Below are 23,688 nucleotides of genomic sequence, written 5' to 3' on the forward strand. Positions count from 1 at the left end.
TGGCTGCCCCCATTAACTCGGTCGGGCGAAGGATTAACGTGCGCGGTAAACGATACGTCCTTTGCTCAGGTCGTAAGGGGTCAATTCAACCTTAACCTTGTCGCCAGTCAGGATGCGGATGTAGTTTTTACGCATCTTGCCGGAGATGTGCGCTGTAACAACGTGACCGTTTTCCAGCTCCACACGAAACATCGTGTTAGGAAGCGTATCGACCACGGTGCCTTCCATTTCAATGCTATCTTCTTTAGCCATTCAGTAGCTACCTCTTGAGGCTTTGCAGAGCCAAACCCGTTTTTTTAAAGCGCCGTATTGTGCCTGAAATCTTCAGGCATATCAAAGAGATTATAGAAAACGGGAAGGGGAATTTTGTTGCAGTTATGTGATGGAAACCCAGTGGCCATCCAATAACAGTTCAATTGGTCGGAACATGATCTTGTAGTTCATTTTCCGGCACTCACGTACCCAGTAACCCAGATAGACATATTGCAGGTGGCGGCGCTTGGTTTCAGTGATCTGCCAAAGTATGCAATAGGTACCCAGGCTCCGTTTTTCTTCATCGGGTTCGTAAAAAGTGTAGATAGGTGAGAGGCCTTGATCCAGTTCGTCGCAGACTGCGATGGCCATAAGTTTGTTGTCAGGATTGCGAAACTCGAAAAAGATTGTGTCCTGAGCGCCATCCACCAGGAACGAGGTGAACTGATCAATGCTCGGGGGGTACATATCACCGTCTTTGTGACGCAGTGTGATATACCGGGCATACAGATCGTAGTATTCCTGGGTGAACTGTGGTGTTACGGCGCGGAAAGTCAGGTCACGGTTTTTTGCCATAACGCGTTTCTGGCTTTTGCTCGGCGTAAATACGTCTGCTGGGATGCGGACAGAGATGCATGCCTGGCAGTCCTTACAATGTGGCCGGTAGATATGGCCACCGCTACGCCTGAAACCCAAGTCGGATAGCTGGCTGTATGTATCCTTGGTGATGACCGCATGGGGGTCAACAAACAGGGTCTTGGCCTGTCGGTCCTTCAGATAGCTGCAATCGTGCTCTGGTGTTGCGTAAAAGTGCAAGGTCTTCAGGTTTGTCATCTAATAGGAGCCTCCCCGAAGCTAAGTTCTTCCGGATTAAACACCCATTCGTGTCCGGGTGGCAGATCCAGATATTTGTTCAGGTAACGCTTAAACTCCGCCCTGGGAATCTCTTTTGCGCCAAGACTTTTCAGGTGGTTGTTGCTCACCTGGCAGTCGATTAAAGCATAGCCCCAGATTTGCAGTTGTTCGACCATGAGCGTAAACGCAATTTTTGACGCGTCGGTTTCACGGCTGAACATCGATTCGCCAAAAAACATTTTGCCCATGGCGAGGCCGTAGAGGCCACCGACCAGCTTGCCATCGATGCGTAGCTCAACAGAGTGGGCGACACCCTGGCGGAACAGTTCGCAGTAAGCGCCTTTCATGGCTCGGGTGATCCAGGTGCCGTCCCCGTTGGTGCGTGGTTCGGCGCAGGCGTCTACGACCGCTTCGAAATCTGTATCAAAGCTGACTTCATAGTCTCTTTTGCGCATGCGTTTACGCAAGCTGCGTGAAACATGAAGTTGTCCAGGGAATACAACGCAGCGGGGGTCCGGGCTCCACCAAAGAATGGGTTCACCCTGGTTGTACCATGGGAATATGCCCTGTCGGTACGCTTCTTTCAGCCGTGCAGGACTCAGGTCGCCTCCGGCTGCAAGCAGACCGTTAGGCTCCTTGAGTGCGGTATGAATAGCAGGGAAGCTATGTGTTCCGATGTCTAACCAAGCGATCATATTTCGCCAGAAAAGCGGGCGCCGTGCGCCCGCCGTTCCTTACTTCTCCAGACTATCCAGGAAGCGCTCTGCATCCAGAGCCGCCATGCAGCCGAAGCCTGCGGATGTGATCGCCTGACGGTAGATGTGGTCTGCCACGTCACCAGCAGCAAATACACCCTCAACAGACGTCTGGGTTGCGTTGCCTTCAGTACCGCTGTGGATCTTCAGGTAGCCGTCTTTCATGTCCAGCTGGCCTTCGAAGATGTCGGTGTTTGGCTTGTGGCCAATCGCTACGAAGATACCGGACAGTTCCAGCTCCTGAGTCGCATCGCTGTTGGCCTCTTTGATGCGCATGCCAGTAACACCCATCTCGTCACCCAGAACTTCGTCCAGTTGGTGGTTCCAGATGATGTTGATGTTGCCGTTCTCGGCGCGCTCGAACAGTTTGTCCTGCAAGATCTTCTCACAACGCAGGGAGTCGCGGCGGTGGATCAGGGTTACTTCAGCAGCGATGTTGGACAGGTACAACGCTTCTTCTACAGCGGTGTTGCCGCCGCCGATAACCGCAACTTTCTGGCCGCGGTAGAAGAAACCGTCACAGGTCGCACATGCGGATACGCCTTTCCCTTTAAACGCTTCCTCAGATTCCAGGCCCAAGTACTGGGCAGAAGCGCCGGTACAGATGATCAGCGCGTCACAGGTGTATTCACCCATGTCGCCTTTCAGGCGGAATGGGCGGTTGTTCAGGTCGGTTTCGCTGATGTGGTCGAACAGTACCTGGGTGTTGAAGCGTTCGGCGTGAGCCTGCATACGCTGCATCAGTTCAGGGCCCTGAACGCCGTCAACATCACCAGGCCAGTTGTCTACGTCAGTAGTTGTGGTCAGCTGGCCACCAGCCTGCATGCCGGTGATAACGACAGGGTTAAGGTTGGCACGTGCAGCGTATACAGCGGCAGTGTAACCGGCTGGACCGGAGCCCAGAATAATCAAACGGTGATGTTGTACTTCGCTCATGGTCATCCAAAAATCTGAGAGGTTGGGTTATCGCGAAAGGATAGGGGCGAAAAGTAAATTTTCAAGGCTGGACAGCAAATTTATTTCAGATCGATTTCTTTTGAGTTAATAGCCTTTTAAGGAATATGTAAATAATTTGTTCAGTGTTGTGTGTTTGGTGATCAAGGTTGGAAAAACCTTCCCCTTGAACCTACGGCGTAGACTCTTGTCCCACCTGATCGAATTCCCGTAACCGTGCTACTTTATGTTATGGTCTTGTGTTGTTGTAAGAGCTTGAAAGTGGAGTGTTTCTGTTGAATTTGACCGACAAGGATCAGCTGCTTGAATTTCCGTCGTTACTCGCACGTGTATTCAAGGAATCGGCACTGATCGTCATCATCGGTGTCTGCCTGTTTTTGATCCTGGCGTTGTTGGGGTATGACCCGCGTGATCCGGGCTGGTCCCATCTGGGCTATCAGCCCGAAGTCCGTAACTATACGGGCAAAGTGGGGGCGTGGTTGGCAGATCTGTCTTTGTCTGCGGTGGGTATTGCCGCCTATCTGATCCCTGTAGTGATCTGTGTGCCGGCCGTTCGGTTTTTGGTGCGTAAAAACGTCAGCCTGATGGATGCAGTCCCCTATTTTATTTTGCGCTCAGTAGGCGCGCTGCTGTTGCTTGCCTGTGCTGCGGCGATCGCCTCGACTCATTTCGATAATCGGGAGATGCAACTGCCATTCTCTGCAGGCGGATTATTGGGTGAGGCGCTCTCCGATCAGTTTGTCGATCTGTTCAGTGTTGTGGGCAGCTCGGTTCTGTTGTTTACCTTGTTTCTCTTTGGCTGCACGTTGTTTATCGAAGCGTCCTGGGGGCGTGTGCTGGAGTTTATCGGTAAAGGAGTCGTGAACGGCGTAGAGAAAGCACGGGAACGTTCCAGCGCCCTGGCTGCTCGACGAGGCGAAAATGCCGACTATGAAGCATACGAAGAATATGATGAGCACGATGAGGACTGCACCGACGATGTTCGGGCGGAAGCAGAGGTTCCTGTACATCAGCCTTCTGATTCACCTCCGGTAACCATGTCGGGTGCCGTTGCAGAAGATGACCCGTTACTAAGTGCTCATCGTTCAGCTGCCATTGAAAGGCAGGAATCTAAGCGTATCGAGCCGAGTTTTGGCGCGATGGATAAGGCGTCAGCGCCTAACGAAACACCTAAACATCAGGCTGCTCAGGTTCGTCAGCCGGTACGTGAAGCGGTCGCTGTAGTTGAAGACGACGTGCCGTTTGACCCGTCTCCAAACAGCCAGCCTGAATATATCCAACCTGTACAGGAGCGTGCACCTGTGCAGGAAGTGGCAACTGAAGCCGGGGTGGTTGACTCGCCGGTGTCTGATCCTGCTTCAGGCCTGATGAACAAGAACTCCCCGGATGGCCAGAAAAACCTGCGCATCGTGCCGTTGTCTGAAACCCACAAGCCGATGCAGGACAAAGATCTGGGGCTGGAGCCTGAGGCTCAGGGCAGCAGTCGACCTGCACGACCGAAAATGCGTATTCCATCGCTGGATCAGTTGGATCCACCCGCCTTGAACCAGAGTGCAGGCTACTCACCGGAACAGCTGGAGCACATGTCGCGGTTACTGGAAGCGAAGTTGAAAGACTTCAACGTGGTCGCGGAAGTGGTTGAGGTGAATCCGGGCCCGGTAATTACCCGTTTTGAGATCCAGCCTGCACCGGGTGTGAAGGCGAGCAAGATCACCAATCTGGCGAAAGACCTGGCGCGCTCCATGGCGGTGAGCAGCGTACGTGTTGTGGAGGTTATCGCCGGTAAGTCGGTGATGGGTATCGAGATCCCTAACGAAGAGCGCCAGACGGTAAGCCTCAGCGAGGTGCTTAACTCAAAGCCGTATCTGGAAGCGTCGTCGAAACTGACACTGGGTTTGGGTAACGACATTGCCGGTAACCCGGTGGTGGCTAACCTGGCGAAGATGCCTCACCTGTTGGTGGCCGGTACAACCGGCTCCGGTAAGTCGGTGGGTGTAAACGCGATGCTACTGAGTCTGCTGTTCAAGGCGACGCCCGACGAAGTACGCCTGATGATGGTCGATCCAAAGATGCTGGAGTTGTCCATCTATGACGGTATCCCGCACCTGCTGACGCCGGTAATTACCGATATGAAAGATGCCGCGGCAGGTTTGCGCTGGTGCGTGGGAGAGATGGAGGAGCGCTATCGCCTGATGGCGAAGATGGGGGTGCGTAATATTGCGGGCTTTAATGACAAGATCGAAAAAGCCCGTAAAGAGGGTAACCCTCTGACAGATCCGCTTTGGAACCCGGAAGAGTACGGTATGCCTGCCGACTCTCCGGCGCCGGAGCTGAAACCGTTGCCGTACATCGTGGTGGTGGTCGATGAGTTCGCCGACATGATGATGATCGTTGGTAAGAAGGTCGAAGAGTTGATTGCCCGTATCGCGCAGAAAGCACGTGCGGCGGGTATTCACCTGATTTTGGCAACGCAGCGACCATCGGTGGATGTGATCACCGGTCTGATCAAGGCCAACATCCCGACCCGAATTGCATTCCAGGTATCATCCAAAATCGATTCCCGTACCATCCTGGATCAGGCGGGTGCCGAGCACCTGTTGGGCTGGGGTGATATGCTCTACCTGCCTGCCGGTACCAGTATTCCAAACCGTGTTCACGGTGCCTTTGTATCTGATGACGAGGTTCATCGCGTGGTTGAGGCCTGGAAGAAGGTCGGACCGCCGAACTTTGTGGATGAAATTTTGAACGCGGACAGCGGTGACTCAGTCATAACCGGTTCAGGTGGACTGTTCGATGATGAGCAGGATCCACTTTATGATGAAGCGGTGGCGTTTGTGACTGAAACCCGTAAAGCTTCGATCTCCAGTGTGCAGCGTAAGCTGAAAATCGGATACAACCGATCTGCACGTATGATCGAAGCGATGGAAGCGGCAGGTGTGGTTAGCTCGGCGGGTAGCAACGGACAGCGAGAAGTATTGGCGCCACCTCCGGTTAGGGATTAATGATGATAACCTTTTTGAAAAAAGCATGTCTTACCGCCGCTCTGGTTGTGAGCGCGGCGGGTACGGCAACGTTCGCACAGGCGGAAACCGCCAGCGAGAAATTGAAAGCACTGCTGGACGGTTACAGTACCTTCAGTGCGGAGTTTTCACAGATTGCTTCGGCTGACCAAGGCGGTCGTGTGCAGGAGTCCACCGGAAGCCTGCAGGTCGCCAAGCCCAACAAGTTTCGTTGGACCAGCAATGAACCCTATCCGCAGATTATCGTGGGTGACGGGACCTATATATGGGTGCATGATCCGGATCTGGAGCAGGTGACGCGCAAACCGGCGCAGAACGGCACGACCAGCGCGCCAGCACTGATCCTGAACGGCCAGATAGAGGAGCTGGAGCAGCAGTTTAATATCGCCGGTGGTCAAGTGTCTGATCTGGGCGGTCAGTTATTTGAGCTGATACCGTTGACCGAACAGAACACCTTCAAACGCATCCGCCTGTTTTTCGCAGGTGAAAAGATCTCCGAACTGATGTTGGAAGATACGCTGGGGCAGCGCACTACCATCGTATTCCAGAACCAGCAGATCAATCCGGAGTTTTCGGCGAATCAATTTCAGTTTGTGCTGCCGGAAGGGGCTGACCTGATTCTGGATAGTGAAATCTGATGGACGATTTGTTCGGTGCCCCGCAGCAGGTTTATGAGCCACTGGCCGCACGCATGCGCCCGGTGAGCCTCGAAGACTATGCCGGGCAATCACATCTTTTGGCAAAGGGTAAGCCGCTGCGCACTGCGTTGGAGCAGGGCGCTGCACACTCGATGTTGTTCTGGGGGCCGCCAGGGGTGGGTAAAACCACGCTCGCAAAACTGATTGCCCACCACGTCGATGCGCACTTTATGACGCTGTCAGCGGTGCTGTCTGGGGTGAAAGATATCCGGGCCGCCGTAGAGCAGGCCAAGCAGGTACAGATGCAGTCCGGTCGTAAGACCATCCTGTTTGTGGATGAGGTGCATCGTTTTAACAAATCCCAACAGGACGCGTTCCTGCCCTACATTGAAGACGGTACGATTATCTTTGTGGGCGCCACCACGGAAAATCCCTCGTTTGAACTCAATAACGCACTGTTGTCCCGCGCCCGTGTTTACCTCCTGCGTAGTCTCGAAGTTGAGGATATCCGGGGTGTAATTGATCGGGCACTGGCGGATGAGCAGCATGGTCTGGGCGGTCGTGATCTGGTGATTGCCGATGGGCTGCTGGACAAACTTGCCGTTGCGGCGGATGGTGATGCTCGTCGGGCGCTCAATTTGCTTGAGATCGCTTCAGACCTGGCGCAATCCACGGAGCAGGGTGAGGTGGTTGACGATGTCGTGATGGAGGAAGTACTGCGCTCCACCGGTCGTCGTTACGACAAGCAGGGCGATCTCTATTACGACATGATCTCTGCCTTCCACAAATCAGTGCGGGGCTCGTCACCGGATGGTGCCCTGTACTGGTGTTGCCGCATGCTGGATGGCGGCTGTGATCCGCTCTACATTGCCCGCCGCCTGGTGGCGATCGCCTCTGAAGATATCGGTAATGCCGACCCGCGCGCAATGCAGGTGGTACTGTCTGCCTGGGACGCGTTTGAGCGGGTGGGACCGGCTGAAGGGGAGCGAGCGATTGCCCAGGCCGCCGTGTACTGTGCCTGTGCGCCGAAAAGTAATGCGCTCTATATGGCCTACAACCAGTGTCGTGCAGATGTGGCATCGCAACCGGGTTATGATGTGCCGGAACATCTGCGCAACGCGCCAACCTCCCTGATGAAAGATCTGGGGTATGGCGCTGAGTACCGTTATGCCCACAACGAACCGGGTGCGTACGCGGCCGGTGAAAACTACCTGCCTCCGGAACTGGCCGACCAGCGCTGGTACGTACCGGAAGAGCGTGGGTTAGAGATAAAGATCGCTGAAAAGCTGAAATACCTGCGCGGACTGGATGCGGAGAGTCCGCTGCAGCGTTATCAAAAATAGTGTGTAAGGATTGATGCTATGCAAACCCTAATCGCGGTAGCCGTCGGCGGTGCGTTCGGTGCACTGGCGCGTTATGGTATGAGCCTGATGCTCAATAACGTGGAGCACAAAATCCAGTTTGGAACGCTGACGTGTAACGTGATTGGTTCCTTCCTGATGGGTGTCCTGTTTGTGCTGATTCTGGAAAAAGAGCACTGGAATCCGGAGTTACGTCCCCTCTTGATGGTCGGATTTATGGGCGCTTTCACAACTTTTTCTACGTTTTCGCTGGAAACCGTCGCCATGCTTAGCGAAGGGCATGTTATGTGGGCGGCGATTTATATATTATTAAGCGTCATTTTATGTATCACCGCCCTGGCTGGCGGTTTGTGGTTTACACGCTTGTTTTAAAACTAAGGTGCATTGAGTCCCATGCTTGACCCAAAAATCGTACGTTCCAACCCGGAAGAAGTAGCAGAGCTGCTGAAGAAAAAGGGATATGAGTTCCCGGTAGAACAGTTTGTTGCGCTGGAAGATCAGCGTAAGGAACTTCAGGTTCAGACCGAGAACCTGCAGAGTGAACGTAACACCCGATCGAAAAGTATCGGTAAAGCCAAAGCTGCGGGTGAAGATATTCAGCCGCTGTTGGCAGAAGTTGCTGACCTGGGTAGCAAGCTGGACGCAGCTAAAGCTGGGCTGAACGAATGTCAGGCAAACTTGGAAGATCTGCTGGTCGGTGTGCCGAATATCCCAGACAGCTCTGTACCGCAAGGTGAAGACGAAGACGATAACGTCGAAGTACGTACCTGGGGTACACCGCGTGAGTTCGATTTTGAACCAAAAGATCACGTTGCGCTGGGTGAGCAGGATGGTCTGTTGGACTTCGAAACAGCTGCCAAGATTACCGGCTCCCGCTTCTCGCTGCTGAAGGGCAAGCTGGCGCGTCTGCACCGTGCGCTGACACAGATGATGCTGGACACCCAGACCGCAGAGCACGGTTACGAAGAAGTGTACGTGCCGTATATGGTAAACAGTGATTCCCTGCGTGGTACTGGTCAGTTGCCAAAGTTTGAAGAAGACCTGTTCAAGCTGCCGTTTGGTGATCGTCACTACTACCTGATCCCGACCGCTGAAGTGCCGGTAACCAATATTGTTCGCGACGAAATCGTGGATGCGGCGCAACTGCCGATGAAGTTTACCAGCCACACCCCGTGTTTCCGTTCAGAGGCGGGTTCTGCGGGACGCGACACGCGCGGTATGATCCGTCAGCACCAGTTCGAGAAAGTTGAGATGGTACAGATGGTTGAGCCGTCAAAGTCCTGGGATGCGCTGGAAGAGATGACCGGTCACGCTGAAGCAATCCTGCAGAAGCTGCATCTGCCTTACCGTGTCGTAGCGCTGTGTGGTGGCGACCTGGGCTTCAGCGCTGCTAAAACCTACGATCTGGAAGTGTGGCTGCCTGGCCAGCAGAAATACCGTGAGATCTCTTCTGTATCCAACATGACCGACTTCCAGGCGCGCCGTATGCAGGCACGCTGGCGTAACCCGGAAACCGGCAAACCAGAACTGCTGCACACGCTGAATGGTTCCGGTCTAGCGGTGGGACGTACCCTGCTGGCCGTGATGGAGAACTACCAGACTGCAGACGGCAAGATCCAGATTCCAGAAGCGCTGCAGCCTTACATGGGCGGTGTGACCGAGATCTGATCTGCTCGGCGTTAGGTAAAAGAAAAGGGTGTCAACATGACACCCTTTTTTGTGGCTGAAGGCGTTTCGAGGGTTTTCGTTGTTTGAGGGTGGGTCAGGCTTCTACAAAGTCCTGACGTTGTTTCAGCTTACGAATCTCCTTATCACAGCGCTTGTGAACTTCCGCGCTGTTTCCATTCTGTTCTTTGTGTTTCTGGCCAAAACTACGAACGACAAGCTGTCGTGCGGCTAGTCCTTCATAGCAATCTTTCAGGTCTTCCAGCGTAAGCGACGCTACAGCGTTGGCAAGTTCCGTATGGCTGTCGAAATCCAGTGCCTCTTCATCGATATCTTTCCAGAAGCGGTTGGAGCGGGCAGTAAGGTTTTTATCCTTTTTCATTACCTTGCTGATTACGCTGCGTTTCAGTTGTTGTAACTGATCCTCTGACATATTGTCGATATGGCCGCGCAGGTCACCAATAAATTGCTCGATGTGATTCTCCAGCAGCTGTGGTTCGGCCACCGGGCTTTGAACGACAAATGCAACCCCCGGGGTTTTAGCCATAACGACGGGGGTCTGGAATACGATGTATCCCAGCTGTTTTTCGGTGCGCAGTTCGTTGTAGAACGGCGAGGCCATGAGCTCACTGAGTAGCTTGAGCTTGGCGTGGGTTTCAACCTTGGTGTCTTTGCCTTGGTAGTAAACGCTGATTGCTGAATCGTTATGGCGGATGTCGAGCGTTTGTACCAGGGGTTTGCCATCTCCCAGGCGTACGACCGGTGCTGCTACTTCAGGTGTTGTCTGTTGCAGTGGTACGAATTCGCTTTCGACGATATGAGCCATCTCAATTGCATCATCGGTGGTGATGTTACCGTGGGTCATCATGCGGATGTTGCTCTCGGCAAACAGGCTTGGGATGAAACGCTCGACCTGTTCAAGAGTGATGTTATCCAAAGCGGCTACTTTCTCCTCCACGCTCCACTGGGGCATCAGCAAACGGAAAACTTCGCGCATGGTCTGGTTATACGGGCGGTCTTTGTTGCTGTTGAGCAGTTGGCTACGGTACTTGTCTTTCAGCATGCCAAAGCGCTGCTCGTCGAATTTGGCTTCTTTCAATGAGCGGCTGATGATCCCTAGCAACAAAGGCTGCTTATCGCTGAAACCGGAAACGCGGACACTGAAACCACGGATGTGGCTATAAATGCGGCTGGACAGACCGGCCAGCTCTGCGTCGTACAGGGTCTCATTTAAGCGATCAGTTACTAACTGGGTATACAGCGAAGTCATGATCGCCTGCTCGACACTCTGATTGGCGTGAGGCGTGGCGACTGAAAAGTAGGTATCGGCTTTCGGGGTATTAAAGTCTTTATCTTGTAGGTGCCAAAGAGTCATGCCGTTACGCTCGAAGACGACTTCCGGTGCCGTCAGATCGTAGTCACTGGGTATAGGTTTAATATCCAGGTTTTTGGCGATAAATGGGTTCTGGCTTCGTACATCCAGCTCGGCAATCGATCTTGGGCTGCGCCAACGCTCGAGTTCCTGGTCGCTTAATGAGTCGATACGGTAGCCGGTGTTGTACCAGGGGTCGAGGCGGTTGGTTTTGATTTTCGGAGACTGGGTGGTGATCAGCATGTTGTCGGGGGTTAGCTGATCGAGATAGGACTTAATCTTCTCTTTGTCGAAGTGCTCCATTACGAACGGGGCGTCGAACACGTGCTCAATCGGATAGCGCTGCATCATCGCGGCCAGGTGACTGACCTCTTTGATCGGGCTGGTTGCTGGTTGGAACTTGAATGCAACGTCGCGCAGACGTTTCTGTTCATCGTAGAGCGACTGCTGTATGCCCTCATCGCGAATTGTTTCAAGGTAGGCGAAGAATGACTCAATCACCTCGCTTTGATGTTTAAGTCCCTTATCGGTGAGTGTGACATTTACTTTGAAGGCCGCCTGGTCTTTCAGGTCGATGCCAAGGGAGGTGCTCAGTCCGGTGGCGTAACCTTGTTCTTTCAAGTGTGCCAGTAAGCTGCCATGTCCTTCATAACCTACCAGGTCAGAGATATAGGCCAGTGGTTTCTCCTGCCAGGCATCACGAACGCTGTTTACCGGGAACGTCAGGGTAATCGCGTTGTTGTCTTTGATGGTTTTGATGTGCAGATGAGCGGGCAGTGTACCGGCTTCGAACAACGGACGTTTTACACTCACCGGTTGGGTATGATGGTTAGGAATAGCGCTGAACTTCTCCGTTACCATTTTTTTAAGTTCGGCGATCGATTCTTTACCCTCCACAACCAATGTCATCAGGTTGGAAGAGTAGTATTCGTTGTAGAACTCGACAAGGTCGTCCCTCACATCACCGCTCAACGTTTTTAACGTACCCACGCTGAAGTTACTGTACTGGTGTGATGGGTTCATCACTGCTTTGGTGGCGGCGCTGGAACGGCGGTTGTCATCGCGCACCTTGGATTTGAACTCTGAGTGCACTGCGTAGCGTTCCCGCTCTACATATTTTTCATCGAGCAGCGGCGCAATGAAGAACTGCGCAAAGCGATCCAGCGCAGGCTCCAGACTGTCTGATGCGACATCAAAGTAGTAGTTGGTGTTTTCGTGGGCGGTGTAGGCATTGAGCTTACCGCCGTGGGACTGAATAAAGGCTTTGTATCCACCCGCATCCGGATACTTTTGTGTACCCAGAAACAACATGTGTTCCAGGAAATGGGCAAGGCCTTGGCGGCCTTCTGGATCAGCATTGGAGCCTACCGCAATATTTAATGCAGCAGCTGCTTTGTCTGCGTTGGGGTCGGAGATCAGCAGTACCGAGAGGTCATTCGTCAGCTTAAAACTTTGCAGTTCACGATGATCGTTGGGGTTCTTGTGTATGCCGGCATATGCGGCTTTACCCATGAACACAAGTGCGGTCATACCCAATGTATGAAGCACGGAGCTAACCAGCTTTTTTCGGGTCATACCTTTCGGGAACATAATAAACCCCTCGCGAATTCAGGTTAACCGAGAACCCGGATAGAGGCGTCGGGTCCTTGCGCGAGGTGCTATCGATAGGTTGTCGGTGCGGTACGTAGCAAAAAACAGATCATTTTTAAGCTTACTGAAGCTGGATTGATATGTCCAATAAATGATCAGTAGTCATCCTTTGTTGTTTTTGTGCGGTATGGGCGTCGATATCACTTGAACAGCCGCCCGCCGTATTGGGTATACTTGCGCAAAATTTTCGAAAAGAGTGATGGCGGAAGACCATGGACAAACGGTATGACGTTCTGATTGTGGGTGGAGGCATGGTTGGTGCAACCATCGCCTGTGCGCTGGGTGGTAGCGACTTGTCTGTTGGGGTACTGGAATATCAGTATCCAAAGGGTTTTGATCCGGAACAGCCTCATGATCTGCGTGTATCCGCGATCAGCGTTGCCTCGCAGAACGTCATCGACATGGTGGGGGCCTGGGAGGGCATTTTGTCCCGCCGTAGTTGTCCATACCGCCGAATGAAGGTGTGGGAATCGGATGAGCAACGTGCGGCAACCGAGTTTGTCGCTGACGATATCTCTGAACCTTACCTGGGCCATATTGTTGAGAACCGCATTATCCAGCTCGCACTGCTGGAACGGATGGCGGCGTTCGATAATGTGGATCTGGTCTGCCCGGCTAAAACCGTGTCGATCGATTACTCTCCGGGCGCTAGTGTGGTCACTCTAGAGGACGGTACCGAATTGATTGGCCGTTTGCTGGTGGCCGCAGACGGCGGTGAATCACGGGTACGTCAGGCAGCGGGTATTGGCGTGCGCAAATGGGACTATGAGCAGAGCGCACTGGTCGCGTCCGTAATTACCGATTACCCGCAACAGGATATTACATGGCAGCAGTTTACCGCGACGGGGCCGTTGGCCTTTCTGCCGCTGTCGGGGCCGCACGCGTCTCTGGTGTGGTATAACACGCCACAGAACGTCAAGCGCCTGATGTCGCTGCCGGTGAACCAGTTTATGACCGAGCTGACCGAGACGTTTCCTGAATCGCTCGGTAAGATCGATACGCTACTTGAACGTGGTTTCTTCCCGTTGCGCCGACAGCATGCACTGGAGTATGCGAAAGAGGGTGTGGTGCTGGCTGGTGACGCGGCGCATATGATCCACCCTCTGGCGGGTCAGGGCGTGAATATCGGCATGCTGGATGCTGCAGCGCTGGCGGAAACACTTTTGCTTGCGCAGCGCAGTGGTAAGGACATCACCTCACTGGCGGTGCTTAAAGCGTATGAAAGGCAGCGTCGCAACCACAACTTGGTGATGATGCAGACAATGGATCTGTTCTACCGGGTATTCAGCAATGACAACATGCCGCTGAAAGTGATGCGTAACATCGGTTTGGGATTGGCGGAGCGTGTGACGCCTGCGAAGAACAAAGTCATGCGTTTTGCAATGGGATTGGAAGGGCCTCTGCCTGCGCTGGCGAAGATGCAGGATATTCTCTGATTCGCGTATCCCCAAAGGAACGCATAAAAAATCCGGCCACGAAGGCCGGAAAAAGGGATAAAGGCTGTAGTAGCCAGAGTGGAACAAAAGCGGGGGCCAAGGCGGCCCCCAGAGAGCGCATTCGGTATTACTCTGCAGCTTCAGTAGCTTCAGTAGCTTCAGTAGCTTCTTTCTTCGCAGCAGTGCGGCGCGAAGTTTTTGCTGGTGCTTTCTTAGGCGCAGCAGCTTTAGCCGCCGGCTTAGCAGGAGCTGCAGCAACTACTGGCGTTTCAGCTACAGCTTCAGTCGCTTCTGCAACGTACTTGTTTACAGTCTCAGACGCTTCGTTCATGTACTTGGTCATCTCTGCAACGTAATCGTTGTCGCGCAGGTCAGCCAGGCTTTTCTCTACTACTTCGGTGATCTGATCTTTTGCTTCGTTCAGTGCGTCGTACTCTTTCTCAGCCACTTCCGCCAGCTTGGTTTCCAGCTGTTTGAAGTAAGTCATCTGCAGCTCTACAGCTTCAGACGGCTCTTTCACTTCGGTCAGTGCTTTCATCTGAGATACGCAGGAGTTTACGAAGTCGGTAACGTACTCGGACTGCAGTGCAAACAGTTTTTCTGCCGCTTTTTTGTTGATTTCAGCCACATCTACTGCAGGCTGCATTTTTTCCTTCACGTCGTTCATCAGGTCGTACATTGTTATCACCTTGGGTATAAGCTTGTTTGGGAGCTTTTGTGCGTTGCAGCAATTAAGGTCAATATAGTGGCTAAAAAATAACCTGTCAACCGTTAATTTGTGCGCTGCACAAAATCTGTTTTTTGGAATGATCACTACTTAAAAGTTCTTATGAAACAGTATGATGCGCTATCCAGCCTGCAGGGCCATAAAAGCTGTCACCATGTATAACGGTGTTTTGATGCGTTGCAGTGGTTTTCAAACTGCTCCGCATAGGCAGGCTAGAAGTCTTCTAGACTAGGACTTAATTGCAACAGTTTTTTGAAACCTGCAGTTGTACCTTTACAATCAGGCTAATAGTGGCAGTCTAAAGCCATGTCGCTCGCGTAAAGTTGAGCAGATTACTTTGATATCTATATAAGGCTTCAGTTTCTATGCAACAAGTACAGGATTGTTACGCCAGCTTCGTTTTCAACCGTGCCGAAACCATCGCTTCTCTTGGCGTGGAGGTGGCTGAGTACACCCACATCACGACGGGTGCTAAGCACTACCACATTGCAGCGGATAACGATGAAAACGTATTTCTGGTGGCGTTTCGCACTGTCCCAATGGATTCGACCGGTGTAGCGCATATTCTCGAGCACACCGCGTTGTGTGGCAGTGAGCAGTATCCGGTGCGTGATCCATTCTTTATGATGACGCGCCGTTCACTGAATACCTTCATGAATGCATTTACCAGCAGTGACTGGACGGCATACCCGTTTGCGAGTCAGAACGTTAAAGACTTCAATAACTTGCTGGATGTGTATCTGGATGCAGCGTTCTTTTCGCGCCTCGATCCTCTGGATTTTGCCCAGGAAGGTCACCGAATTGAGTTTTCAGAAGCGGGTAACAAGAACTCGCCTCTGGAGTACAAAGGTGTTGTGCTGAATGAGATGAAAGGTGCGATGAGTTCGCCGATCTCCACACTGTGGCAGACACTCAGCAAACATCTGTTCCCAACCACAACATACCACTACAACAGTGGCGGTGATCCGGAGTGCATTACCGATCTGAGCTACGACGAGCTGGTGGCGTTCTACAAAACGCACTACCACCCGAGCAACGCGGTCTTCATGACGTTTGGTAATATGCCTGTGCGAGAACTGCAGCAGCGTTTTGAAGAACGGGCACTGGCCAAGTTCGACAAGCTTGACGTGGAGATTTCCGTCAGCGAAGAGAAACCCTACCACGCACCGGTACGTGTGGAAGAGGCGTACGCATACGAGCAGGACGATATCAGCGGTAAGACCCACCATGTGATGGGCTGGCTGATGGGCCACTCTACCAATCTTGAAGAGCAGCTGAAAGCGCATCTGATCTCCCGTGTGCTGCTGGATAACAGTGCGTCGCCACTGCGTCATGCGCTGGAATCAACCGACCTGGGTACAGCGCCTTCGCCAATGTGTGGTCTGGAAGACTCCAACCGTCAGATGAGCTTTATGTGTGGTATCGAAGGCAGTGAACCGGAACATGCTGCTGCATTTGAGCAGATGGTGCTGGACGTACTGGAGAAAGTGGCGGAAGAGGGTGTGCCACAGGAGATGCTTGAAGCACAGCTGCACCAGCTTGAATTGATCCAGCGCGAAATCAGCGGTGATGGTCACCCGTATGGCCTGAACCTGATTCTGGCGGCGATGCCATCCGCAATTCATCGTGGTGATGCGATTGCGCTGCTGAACCTTGATCCGGTGCTGGAATCCCTGCATGAGCAGATCAAGGAGCCGGATTTTGTTCAGCGTCTGGTGAAAGAGTGGTTGCTCGACAATCCGCACCGTGTGCGCCTGACGTTGCGTCCCGATGCGGAGCTGGCTCAGCGTCGTGATCAGAAAGAAGCTGCAAACCTGGAAGTGATTCGTCAGAAGCTGAGTGATGAAGAAGCCGATGCGCTGATTCAGCAGGCAGCGGATCTGGAAGCACGCCAGATGCAGGAAGACGATGAGAGCATCCTGCCGAAAGTGACCATCGCGGATGTGCCGTCAGAGATGAATATCCCTGAACCGGATGCGTCCGACAGCCGGTTGTCGCTGACCCAGTACAATCAGGGCACGAACGGTTTGGTGTACCAGCAGATCATTATGGATCTGCCCGAGCTGAATGAAGACGAGCTTCAGCTGTTGCCGTTGTACAGTCATCTTCTGACCGAAATGGGTTGTGGTGACCGCGATTACATGGAGAACCAGCAATACCAGGCGCAGGTGACCGGCAGTGTGCACGCATACTCATCCGTGCGTGGTGCGATTGATGATGAGCAGGCGATCAAGGGTTACTTCACCCTGGCGGGTAAAGCACTGGTCTCCAAGCAGCAGGAGATGACAGCGCTGCTGCACGAAACGCTGTTCAAGGCGCGTTTTGATGAACTGGACCGAATTCGCGAGATTGTTGCCCAGCAGCGTACGCGTAAAGAGCAGAGCATTACCGGCAACGGTCACAGCCTGGCGATGATGGCGGCACTGTCCCAGATGAGCCCGGCCGCACAGCTGGCGCACAATTCCCGTGGACTGGCGAGCATCCGCTACCTGAAAGATCTGGATGACCGTCTGAATGATGCAGCCGAACTTCAGCTGCTGTCTGAGAAGCTGGTTGCGATTCACGAAAAGGTAAAAGTGGCGCCGCGTCAGTTCCTGCTGGTCGCAGAAAGCGAGCAGCAGTCCGAGTTGGCGGCAACGCTGGCAGAAACCTGGGGCGATGAAGTGTCCGCTGAAGGTAATCTCTTTACCGCACCGGCAGTGCGTGGTTCTGTCAAACAGCTCTGGACCACCAGCACGCAGGTGAACTTCTGCGCCAAGGCGTACCCGACTGTAACGGTTGAGCATGAAGACTCCGCGGCCCTGACGGTATTAGGCGATTTCCTGCGTAACGGTTACCTACACCGTGCGATTCGAGAGCAGGGTGGTGCTTACGGATCAGGTGCGGGCCAGGATTCCGCTGATGCGGCGTTCCGTTTCTTCTCCTATCGTGACCCACGCCTGACCGAAACATTGGACGATTTCGACAAGTCAGTGCAGTGGTTGCTGGACACCGAGCATGATCCGCAGAAGTTGGAAGAGGCGATTCTGGGGGTGGTGAGTTCCATCGACCGTCCTGGATCACCGGCTGGCGAAGCAAAACAGGCCTTCCACAGTTCACTGTTTGGCCGCACACCAGAACAGCGTAAGCGTTTTCGTGCGCGTATCCTGCAAGTAACCCTTGATGATCTGAAACGTGTTGCGCAGACCTATCTGGACCCGTCCAAAGCAAGCGTCGCTGTTGTAACCAGCGAGGCGGCGGCGAAAGAAACGGCTGGCGATTTCGAAGTGATCAGCGTATAAAGCCCACGTTCTGGTCTTATACCAGCCAGGAGTTCCCCTTTCCGTCGGGCGGGGGAGTCCCTGGCTTTATTGTTTCTGAAGGGATGCAATGGGCGTGTTTCAATCCTCACCTGTCTATCAGGGTGCTTTACTCATCGTACTGTCGGAGTTCTTTCTGGTCTGCTCCGGTATGGTTATCAAGCAATTGTCCGGCGAAGTGCCAACCGAGGTGATTGTATTTGCGCGCAATGCGTTTGGATTGATCCTGCTGCTGCCCTGGATTGCCAGGGCGGGCCTTGGCGCCGTCAAAACCGAAAAAATCCATCTGCACTTTCTGCGGGCAGGCGTAGGGGTGACCGCTATGACCTGTCTATTTTATTCTTGGGGTCACTTGCCGTTGGCGCAAGCTGCGCTCTTAAAACAGACAGGCCCATTCTTTATGCCGATCCTAGCCTTTTGGTGGCTGGGTGAGCGCATCTCCGCAATGGTGAAATGGGCAATTCTTGTGGGCTTTGTCGGCGTGATGCTGATTCTGAATCCAACTGAAGGCACGTTAAATGTTGCCGTCCTGATTGCGCTGTTTGGTGCGATGCTGGGTGGATTCGCCAAAATTGTAGTACGAAAGATGACCACAACGGAGCCCGCCAAACGGATCGTATTCTACTTTGCGCTCTTTGCCGCGATCATATCCTCTGTGCCTGCGGCGCTGGCCTGGGTCACACCAACACCTGTACAGATCGCCTGGTTATTCCTGATGGCCGGTACCTCAACACTTGCTCAGCTGTTGTTGAGTAAAGGATACAGTTATGCGCCTGCTGGCCAGTTAGGGCCATTTACATATTCCTCGGTTGCATTGGCGGCGTTGTTTGGTTGGTTGCTTTGGAGTGAGGCGATGTCGCTGATGACCTGGGCAGGTATTGTCGTAGTCACTTTAGCGGGGCTGATGTCTATGAAGGGCAAAGCAACCGTGGGAAGTTCATCGCAGTAACTTAATACCGATTAAGCTTACCAATTTCAATGCAATTTATTGTATTGGATTACCGGCTCTCAATATTCTCTTATCCGTAATTTGCGGTAAATGTGACATTTGTGACAAAGGATGTTTACATTGCCTGAGCGCGCCTTTAGATTGTCTGGGTATAGCGTAATTCGATAATCGCAACTAGCGCACCTTGCAGCTTGCATCGGTCTTGTGCCGTACCGTGGAGGAGGTGCTCTTCGGGAATAGGCTCATGCAGATCATCACGAAAAGTACACTCCAACCGGAGCCGGACAGGGCGGTGGATGAGTTATTGTCCGCTTTGCCTGAGGGGGCTGCACCCGGTCTGGCAATTCTCTCAGGAAACTACACCCAGTTTGACAAATACGCATTGGCAAAACTCTCTGATCGGTGCCCAACATTGTTGGCGGGTAGTTCCTGTCTCGGTGTTATGACGCAAACCGGAATGGCGCAAGGCGAAGAGAGAGGTCTCGGTCTGTTTGCGTTGTATGACGATGATGGTGCTTACGGAATAGGCTCTGCGCCAGTTGACGAAGACCCTCGTCAGGCGGGGTATGCCGCATTGGCATCCGCTCTTTCAGATGTTAATCGCGCTTGGGAAACACCTGATCTGGTCTGGTGCATTATGCCTCCCGGTAATGAAGAGGAGGTTGTTGCCGGGATGGTTGATCTTATAGGGGCTTCGGTACCCATCATTGGAGGGAGCGTAGCCGATAACCAGATTAGCGGTGACTGGGTACAATACATCGACGGTGAGCTGTACCAAGACCGCGTTGTCGTTGCTGCGTTGTTTCCGTCAGGCAGCATCGGATACAGCTTCTCCAGCGGCTATATGCCGGATGAACGAAGTGCGGTGGTAACCCGTGCAGAGGGGCGCCACCTTTTGGAGCTGGATGGAGAACCTGCAGCGGACGTATACAACCGTTGGACGCAGGGGGTGTTGGATGGTGTGGCGCCCGGCAGCAGTATTCTCATGTATAGCACTGTTAATCCATTGGGGCGTTTAGTGAATGTAGCGGGTGGATATTCCGAATATCTCCTTAGCCATCCCGCGGAGTTGAGCGCTACGCGGGGTCTTCAGCTTTTTACTGAGATTAAGAAAGGGGAGCGTCTTTACCTGATGCAAGGGAGTATGGATAGCCTGATCTCCCGAGCCGGGCGTGTTGCGGATACAGCGCGTCAACTACTAGAAGAGGGGCATCATCCGGTTGGTGCTTTGCTGGTGTATTGTGCCGGTTGTATGCTGACGGTGGCGGATCGGATGCCGGAAGTGGTGAAGAGCATTAATGAGGAATTCAGATATCCCTACCTTGGGTCATTTACCTTTGGGGAGCAGGGGTGTTTTCTCGACAGAACCAACCGTCATGGCAATCTGATGATTTCGGCGGTTGTATTTGGGGCAGACGAGTATGGAAACAATTGAGCAACTGCGTGAATCATTACAGGAAACAACCCGTCTTAAGGCGCAGGCTGAACGCTATCGTCTGGAGAGTGAGTTGTTGCTCGGGAGCATGGAGGCGGTTCTAAAGACCGATGCACCCGGCGATATGTTCGCTCAGATGTTTGATGTTTTTCGACAGCTGCTGCCGTGCAACGTTTGCTTTGTGCTGGAGCCGTCAAAGCCAGGTGAGATGCGCTGCACTGCATGCTCAGAAAGCATGTTTATCGGCAGCACCTGGAGTGTTGATGCGCTGTTCAAAAAAATATTGGAAGGAAATACCCTCTCTACTTTCCGTTTGGATAAGATCCCTGAATGGCAGCAGCAACCGGAGTCCTTGCGCAATATGGCAGCGTCAGCCCTCTATAGCCCGGTGGCTCTGGAAGATAATATGGCGATTCTGGTGCTAACCAGCGCCGATGTCGGTGGCTTTAGTAAAAGTGACGAGAAGCTTGTTGCGCGATTCTCTGCGCTGGTTGCGCAAACCATGGCCAATGTGGCCGCAAAACTACTTCAGTCGGAAAACCAGCAGTTACGTGTCGCTAAGGAGAAAGCTGAGGCAGACCTGATCCATGCGGAGAAAATGGCTTCGATAGGCCAGCTCGCGGCGGGTGTGGCGCATGAAATCAACAACCCCATGGGTTTTATTTTCAGTAACTCGTCAACGTTGCGTCAGTACGTCGACGATATCAGCGTACTGCTTTCAATGATGAGCCGTTGGGTCGATAGTGAAGAAGAACCAAGCGCGGATCAGCTGCGTGAATGCTTGTCCGAGTTCCGCCGCTTATGGCGGGAGTTGGATGTGGAGTTCTTGCGTGAAGATATGGCGAGTTTACTGCAGGACAATGAAGCAGGTCTGGAGAGAATCCGAGATATTGTTCTGGCTTTACGGTCTTTTTCACGACAGGATAAAGGTACTTGGGAGCCTGCCGATATAAACTCTGGACTAGAGCTCACCCTGAAAATGGTGATGAATGAACTGAAATACAAAGCCGAGATCGTAACGGATCTTCAGCCGTTACCTCAGATTCAATGCCAGGCGGGGCGTCTCAATCAGGTTTGGATGAATATGTTGGTGAACGCCGGTCAGGCGATAGACTCTTACGGCACGATTACGCTTAAAACCAAGTCCGTAGATGGAGGGATCGAGGTCTCCATTACAGATACCGGCTGCGGTATTTCGAAAGAGGACCTAGCGCGTATATTCGAGCCGTTTTATACCACCAAGGAAGTCGGTACAGGGACTGGGTTGGGACTGTCCATCTCCTATAGCATCATCGAACAGCATGGTGGTCGTATCGAGGTAGACAGCCAACTCAATCGCGGAACAAGCTTCCGTATCTTTTTACCGCAACGAATGCCGCAGGCATCAGGCAGGGAAGGGGAGGCTATAGCTGTTAGCTGAGCGCCCTGGCAGGTTAGGGACAGCGTGTCGCTGTTACAATTGTAGGCCGGGTAACCGGATAATCTCGACGTGGAACAGATGTGGCAGCTGTGCTGCTGCAAACACTTAAACTCTAAAAATAACTATATAGGCTCCGACGCAGGAAGCGCAGTCGCGACGGGCAGTAGCTTAGATACCTCTCGTATGTGATCCGTTACCGAGGTAACGGTGTAGGGATGCAGTGCCATAACTGAATCATTGGATATTCCCTATGTTGATCAGTAACCTCTCTATCCGCACTAAACTCCTCTTAACTTCTATTTTGCCTGTGCTTGGTGTGCTGGTGTTGCTAGTAATGGCCGTCACTCAGCTGAAGGTCGCGAACGATGGTATAAACCGAATCTACAATCAGCGCGTGGTTCCCCTAGAGAACTTAAAGATCATTGCCGATGACTATGCTGTATTGGTAATCGATGCCGTAAACAAAGCCAATGCTGGATTAGTGACCTCTACTGAGGCGCTGAACGGAATTCGTCAGGCACGACGTGAAATAGAACAAAAATGGCAGGACTACCGCGCTCTGGATCTTCAGGGGGAAGAGCTTAAGCTGGCAAGCGAAGCAGAAGCGTTGTTTGATAAAGCGAACGAGGGCATCGACCGGGTCGTTAAGAAGCTGGAGATGCTCAGTAAGATCAGCCCTAAGGTGACGTCGCGTCTGAGCGACTATGACGGCCCGCTGTACAAAGATATCGATCCGATCAGTGACAAGATAGCACAGCTGGTGAACCTGCAGTTGCGTATGGTGGAGCAGGAGCGCAACAGTCTGGCAGATGCTTACGAGAGAGAACTGTTGCTTCTGAGCGGAAACGCTCTAACGATTATCGTTATTCTCAGCTTGCTCAGTTTTGCGGTTTATAGCTCTGTACGCAAGCCGCTGGATAATCTGCGAGCGTCGATGGATCACATCGTCAAGAATGCCGATTTAACCACTGAAGTTAAGGTGGAGCGTGAAGATGAAATTGGCAGCATGGCAAAAAGCTTCAACATCACCGTCAAGTCCATGCGCGACCTGATTCACCAGTTGAGTAACGCAACGGCTACGTTGGCCGCTGCGGCAGATCAGCTCACTACCATTAGTACCCAAGCGACTCAAAGCATCAGTGCCCAGCGCCTCGAAATTGAGCAGGTCGCCAGTGCCATGAACGAGATGGTGTCCTCGGCACAGGAAGTCGCTACGCAGGCGGAGGGAGCCAATCGTGAAGCGCACAAGACCACGCAACAGGCGACCAGCGGTAACCAGGTCGTGGATGATGCGATGAATACCACTAACACGCTGGTGGATGAAGTGCGTCAGGTGTCGGAGCGTATCCGTACCCTGGATAGTGACAGTGAAAGTATCGGCTCGGTTGTTGATGTGATTACCGATATTGCCGAGCAAACCAACTTGCTGGCGTTGAACGCGGCGATCGAAGCGGCCCGTGCTGGCGAACAAGGACGCGGCTTTGCGGTGGTTGCTGATGAGGTGCGCACGCTGGCGCAGCGTACGCGTGCATCCACGGAAGAGATACGTGTGGCCATTGAGCATCTGCAAACAGGGTCTCGCCACGCCATGTCGGCCATGGAAGAGAGTACGGCCCAGGCCGAAAGTGCAGGTGAAAAAGCGTCGCAGGCCGGTGGTGTGTTGGTTGAGATTGCCGGTGCGGTCGAGCGTATCACCAGTATGAACCTGCAGATTGCATCCGCTTCCGAGGAGCAAACCAGCGTTGCTGAAGAGATCAATCGCTCCCTTGTTGCGATCAACGAAGTTTCTCAGGACACTGATAGTGGCGCGCAGCAGATTGCCCAGTCAAGTCGTGAGTTGGCGGAATTGTCCAACGAGCTACAGGCACTGCTCAGCAAATATAAAGTGTGAGGAATAGGG

Annotated in this window: 17 protein-coding genes; 11 read left to right on the plus strand and 6 right to left on the minus strand. The window is 53.0% G+C overall.

Features of this window, described 5'->3' with window-relative positions:
• Positions 1 to 33: 33 nt before the first annotated feature.
• From infA to trxB, 4 genes are all read right to left on the minus strand, one after another.
• Positions 34 to 252 carry a translation initiation factor IF-1 gene (infA, locus tag QKW35_RS11115; protein ID WP_027853708.1) on the minus strand — a complete coding sequence of 73 codons (219 nt, stop codon included), beginning with the start codon at positions 250 to 252 and terminating at the stop codon, positions 34 to 36.
• A 123-nt stretch (positions 253 to 375) separates the two neighbouring features.
• Positions 376 to 1,086, minus strand: a complete 711-nt coding sequence (locus QKW35_RS11120) for an arginyltransferase (protein ID WP_282353117.1) — start codon at positions 1,084 to 1,086, stop codon at positions 376 to 378.
• Complete coding sequence (gene aat / locus QKW35_RS11125; RefSeq protein ID WP_282353118.1) at positions 1,083 to 1,802, minus strand: leucyl/phenylalanyl-tRNA--protein transferase; 720 nt, start codon at positions 1,800 to 1,802, stop codon at positions 1,083 to 1,085. Before aat ends, QKW35_RS11120 begins: the two co-directional genes overlap by 4 nt.
• Positions 1,803 to 1,841: 39 nt before the next feature.
• Complete coding sequence (gene trxB, locus QKW35_RS11130) at positions 1,842 to 2,798, minus strand: thioredoxin-disulfide reductase (protein ID WP_282353120.1); 957 nt, start codon at positions 2,796 to 2,798, stop codon at positions 1,842 to 1,844.
• A gap of 293 nt (positions 2,799 to 3,091) precedes the next feature.
• Here trxB and QKW35_RS11135 point away from each other — a divergent pair, with 293 nt between their 5' ends.
• Genes QKW35_RS11135 through serS form a run of 5 tightly spaced genes read left to right on the plus strand, consistent with a single transcriptional unit; the run spans position 3,092 to position 9,503 of the window.
• Complete coding sequence (locus QKW35_RS11135; RefSeq protein ID WP_282353122.1) at positions 3,092 to 5,818, plus strand: DNA translocase FtsK; 2,727 nt, start codon at positions 3,092 to 3,094, stop codon at positions 5,816 to 5,818.
• Between the two features lie 14 nt (positions 5,819 to 5,832).
• Positions 5,833 to 6,474: an outer membrane lipoprotein periplasmic chaperone LolA gene (gene lolA / locus QKW35_RS11140; protein ID WP_282353123.1), complete on the plus strand. Its 642-nt coding sequence runs from the start codon at positions 5,833 to 5,835 to the stop codon at positions 6,472 to 6,474.
• Positions 6,474 to 7,817, plus strand: a complete 1,344-nt coding sequence (locus tag QKW35_RS11145) for a replication-associated recombination protein A (RefSeq protein WP_282353125.1) — start codon at positions 6,474 to 6,476, stop codon at positions 7,815 to 7,817. Before lolA ends, QKW35_RS11145 begins: the two co-directional genes overlap by 1 nt.
• Positions 7,818 to 7,835: 18 nt before the next feature.
• Positions 7,836 to 8,207, plus strand: coding sequence for a fluoride efflux transporter CrcB (gene crcB, locus QKW35_RS11150; protein WP_282353127.1), 372 nt, complete (start codon positions 7,836 to 7,838; stop codon positions 8,205 to 8,207).
• A gap of 21 nt (positions 8,208 to 8,228) precedes the next feature.
• On the plus strand, positions 8,229 to 9,503 hold the full coding sequence (serS, locus tag QKW35_RS11155; RefSeq protein ID WP_282353129.1) for a serine--tRNA ligase: 1,275 nt from the start codon (positions 8,229 to 8,231) through the stop codon (positions 9,501 to 9,503).
• A 94-nt stretch (positions 9,504 to 9,597) separates the two neighbouring features.
• Here the strand turns inward: serS and QKW35_RS11160 are convergent, their stop codons facing one another.
• A complete protein-coding gene (locus QKW35_RS11160) occupies positions 9,598 to 12,462 on the minus strand; it encodes an insulinase family protein (protein ID WP_282353132.1) in 2,865 nt (954 codons plus the stop codon).
• Between the two features lie 272 nt (positions 12,463 to 12,734).
• On the opposite strand from QKW35_RS11160, the gene QKW35_RS11165 reads away from it, so the two are divergent.
• Positions 12,735 to 13,958 carry a UbiH/UbiF/VisC/COQ6 family ubiquinone biosynthesis hydroxylase gene (locus QKW35_RS11165; protein ID WP_282353134.1) on the plus strand — a complete coding sequence of 408 codons (1,224 nt, stop codon included), beginning with the start codon at positions 12,735 to 12,737 and terminating at the stop codon, positions 13,956 to 13,958.
• Between the two features lie 127 nt (positions 13,959 to 14,085).
• Here QKW35_RS11165 and QKW35_RS11170 read toward each other — a convergent pair whose 3' ends face one another.
• Positions 14,086 to 14,637, minus strand: coding sequence for a phasin family protein (locus QKW35_RS11170; RefSeq protein WP_282353136.1), 552 nt, complete (start codon positions 14,635 to 14,637; stop codon positions 14,086 to 14,088).
• A 413-nt stretch (positions 14,638 to 15,050) separates the two neighbouring features.
• Here QKW35_RS11170 and QKW35_RS11175 point away from each other — a divergent pair, with 413 nt between their 5' ends.
• The 5 genes from QKW35_RS11175 to QKW35_RS11195 all read left to right on the plus strand — a co-directional run bounded on the left by QKW35_RS11175 (position 15,051) and on the right by QKW35_RS11195 (position 23,679).
• Positions 15,051 to 17,966: an insulinase family protein gene (locus QKW35_RS11175; RefSeq protein WP_282353138.1), complete on the plus strand. Its 2,916-nt coding sequence runs from the start codon at positions 15,051 to 15,053 to the stop codon at positions 17,964 to 17,966.
• Positions 17,967 to 18,054: 88 nt separating this feature from the next.
• Positions 18,055 to 18,933: a DMT family transporter gene (locus QKW35_RS11180; protein ID WP_282353140.1), complete on the plus strand. Its 879-nt coding sequence runs from the start codon at positions 18,055 to 18,057 to the stop codon at positions 18,931 to 18,933.
• Between the two features lie 244 nt (positions 18,934 to 19,177).
• Positions 19,178 to 20,368 (plus strand): FIST signal transduction protein, encoded by a 1,191-nt coding sequence (locus QKW35_RS11185; protein ID WP_282353142.1) that lies wholly within the window; start codon positions 19,178 to 19,180, stop codon positions 20,366 to 20,368.
• Positions 20,355 to 21,788 (plus strand): sensor histidine kinase, encoded by a 1,434-nt coding sequence (locus QKW35_RS11190; RefSeq protein WP_282353144.1) that lies wholly within the window; start codon positions 20,355 to 20,357, stop codon positions 21,786 to 21,788. The genes QKW35_RS11185 and QKW35_RS11190 overlap by 14 nt, the downstream gene beginning before the upstream one ends.
• Before the next feature lie 250 nt (positions 21,789 to 22,038).
• Positions 22,039 to 23,679, plus strand: coding sequence for a methyl-accepting chemotaxis protein (locus tag QKW35_RS11195; protein ID WP_282353146.1), 1,641 nt, complete (start codon positions 22,039 to 22,041; stop codon positions 23,677 to 23,679).
• Positions 23,680 to 23,688: the final 9 nt, after the last annotated feature.

This window comes from Pontibacterium granulatum (assembly GCF_029961155.1).
Lineage (GTDB): Bacteria > Pseudomonadota > Gammaproteobacteria > Pseudomonadales > Balneatricaceae > Pontibacterium > Pontibacterium granulatum.

What these genes read in the sequence shown, in the direction of transcription:
- QKW35_RS11145 (WP_282353125.1), top strand. Translation starts at nt 6,474, where the DNA reads ATGGACGATTTGTTCGGTGCCCCGCAGCAGGTTTATGAGCCACTGGCC.
- trxB (WP_282353120.1), bottom strand. Translation starts at nt 2,798, where the DNA reads ATGAGCGAAGTACAACATCACCGTTTGATTATTCTGGGCTCCGGTCCA.
- QKW35_RS11185 (WP_282353142.1), top strand. Translation starts at nt 19,178, where the DNA reads ATGCAGATCATCACGAAAAGTACACTCCAACCGGAGCCGGACAGGGCG.
- QKW35_RS11190 (WP_282353144.1), top strand. Translation starts at nt 20,355, where the DNA reads ATGGAAACAATTGAGCAACTGCGTGAATCATTACAGGAAACAACCCGT.
- aat (WP_282353118.1), bottom strand. Translation starts at nt 1,802, where the DNA reads ATGATCGCTTGGTTAGACATCGGAACACATAGCTTCCCTGCTATTCAT.
- serS (WP_282353129.1), top strand. Translation starts at nt 8,229, where the DNA reads ATGCTTGACCCAAAAATCGTACGTTCCAACCCGGAAGAAGTAGCAGAG.
- QKW35_RS11195 (WP_282353146.1), top strand. Translation starts at nt 22,039, where the DNA reads ATGTTGATCAGTAACCTCTCTATCCGCACTAAACTCCTCTTAACTTCT.
- QKW35_RS11165 (WP_282353134.1), top strand. Translation starts at nt 12,735, where the DNA reads ATGGACAAACGGTATGACGTTCTGATTGTGGGTGGAGGCATGGTTGGT.
- infA (WP_027853708.1), bottom strand. Translation starts at nt 252, where the DNA reads ATGGCTAAAGAAGATAGCATTGAAATGGAAGGCACCGTGGTCGATACG.
- QKW35_RS11160 (WP_282353132.1), bottom strand. Translation starts at nt 12,462, where the DNA reads ATGTTCCCGAAAGGTATGACCCGAAAAAAGCTGGTTAGCTCCGTGCTT.
- QKW35_RS11170 (WP_282353136.1), bottom strand. Translation starts at nt 14,637, where the DNA reads ATGTACGACCTGATGAACGACGTGAAGGAAAAAATGCAGCCTGCAGTA.
- QKW35_RS11120 (WP_282353117.1), bottom strand. Translation starts at nt 1,086, where the DNA reads ATGACAAACCTGAAGACCTTGCACTTTTACGCAACACCAGAGCACGAT.
- QKW35_RS11180 (WP_282353140.1), top strand. Translation starts at nt 18,055, where the DNA reads ATGGGCGTGTTTCAATCCTCACCTGTCTATCAGGGTGCTTTACTCATC.
- QKW35_RS11175 (WP_282353138.1), top strand. Translation starts at nt 15,051, where the DNA reads ATGCAACAAGTACAGGATTGTTACGCCAGCTTCGTTTTCAACCGTGCC.
- crcB (WP_282353127.1), top strand. Translation starts at nt 7,836, where the DNA reads ATGCAAACCCTAATCGCGGTAGCCGTCGGCGGTGCGTTCGGTGCACTG.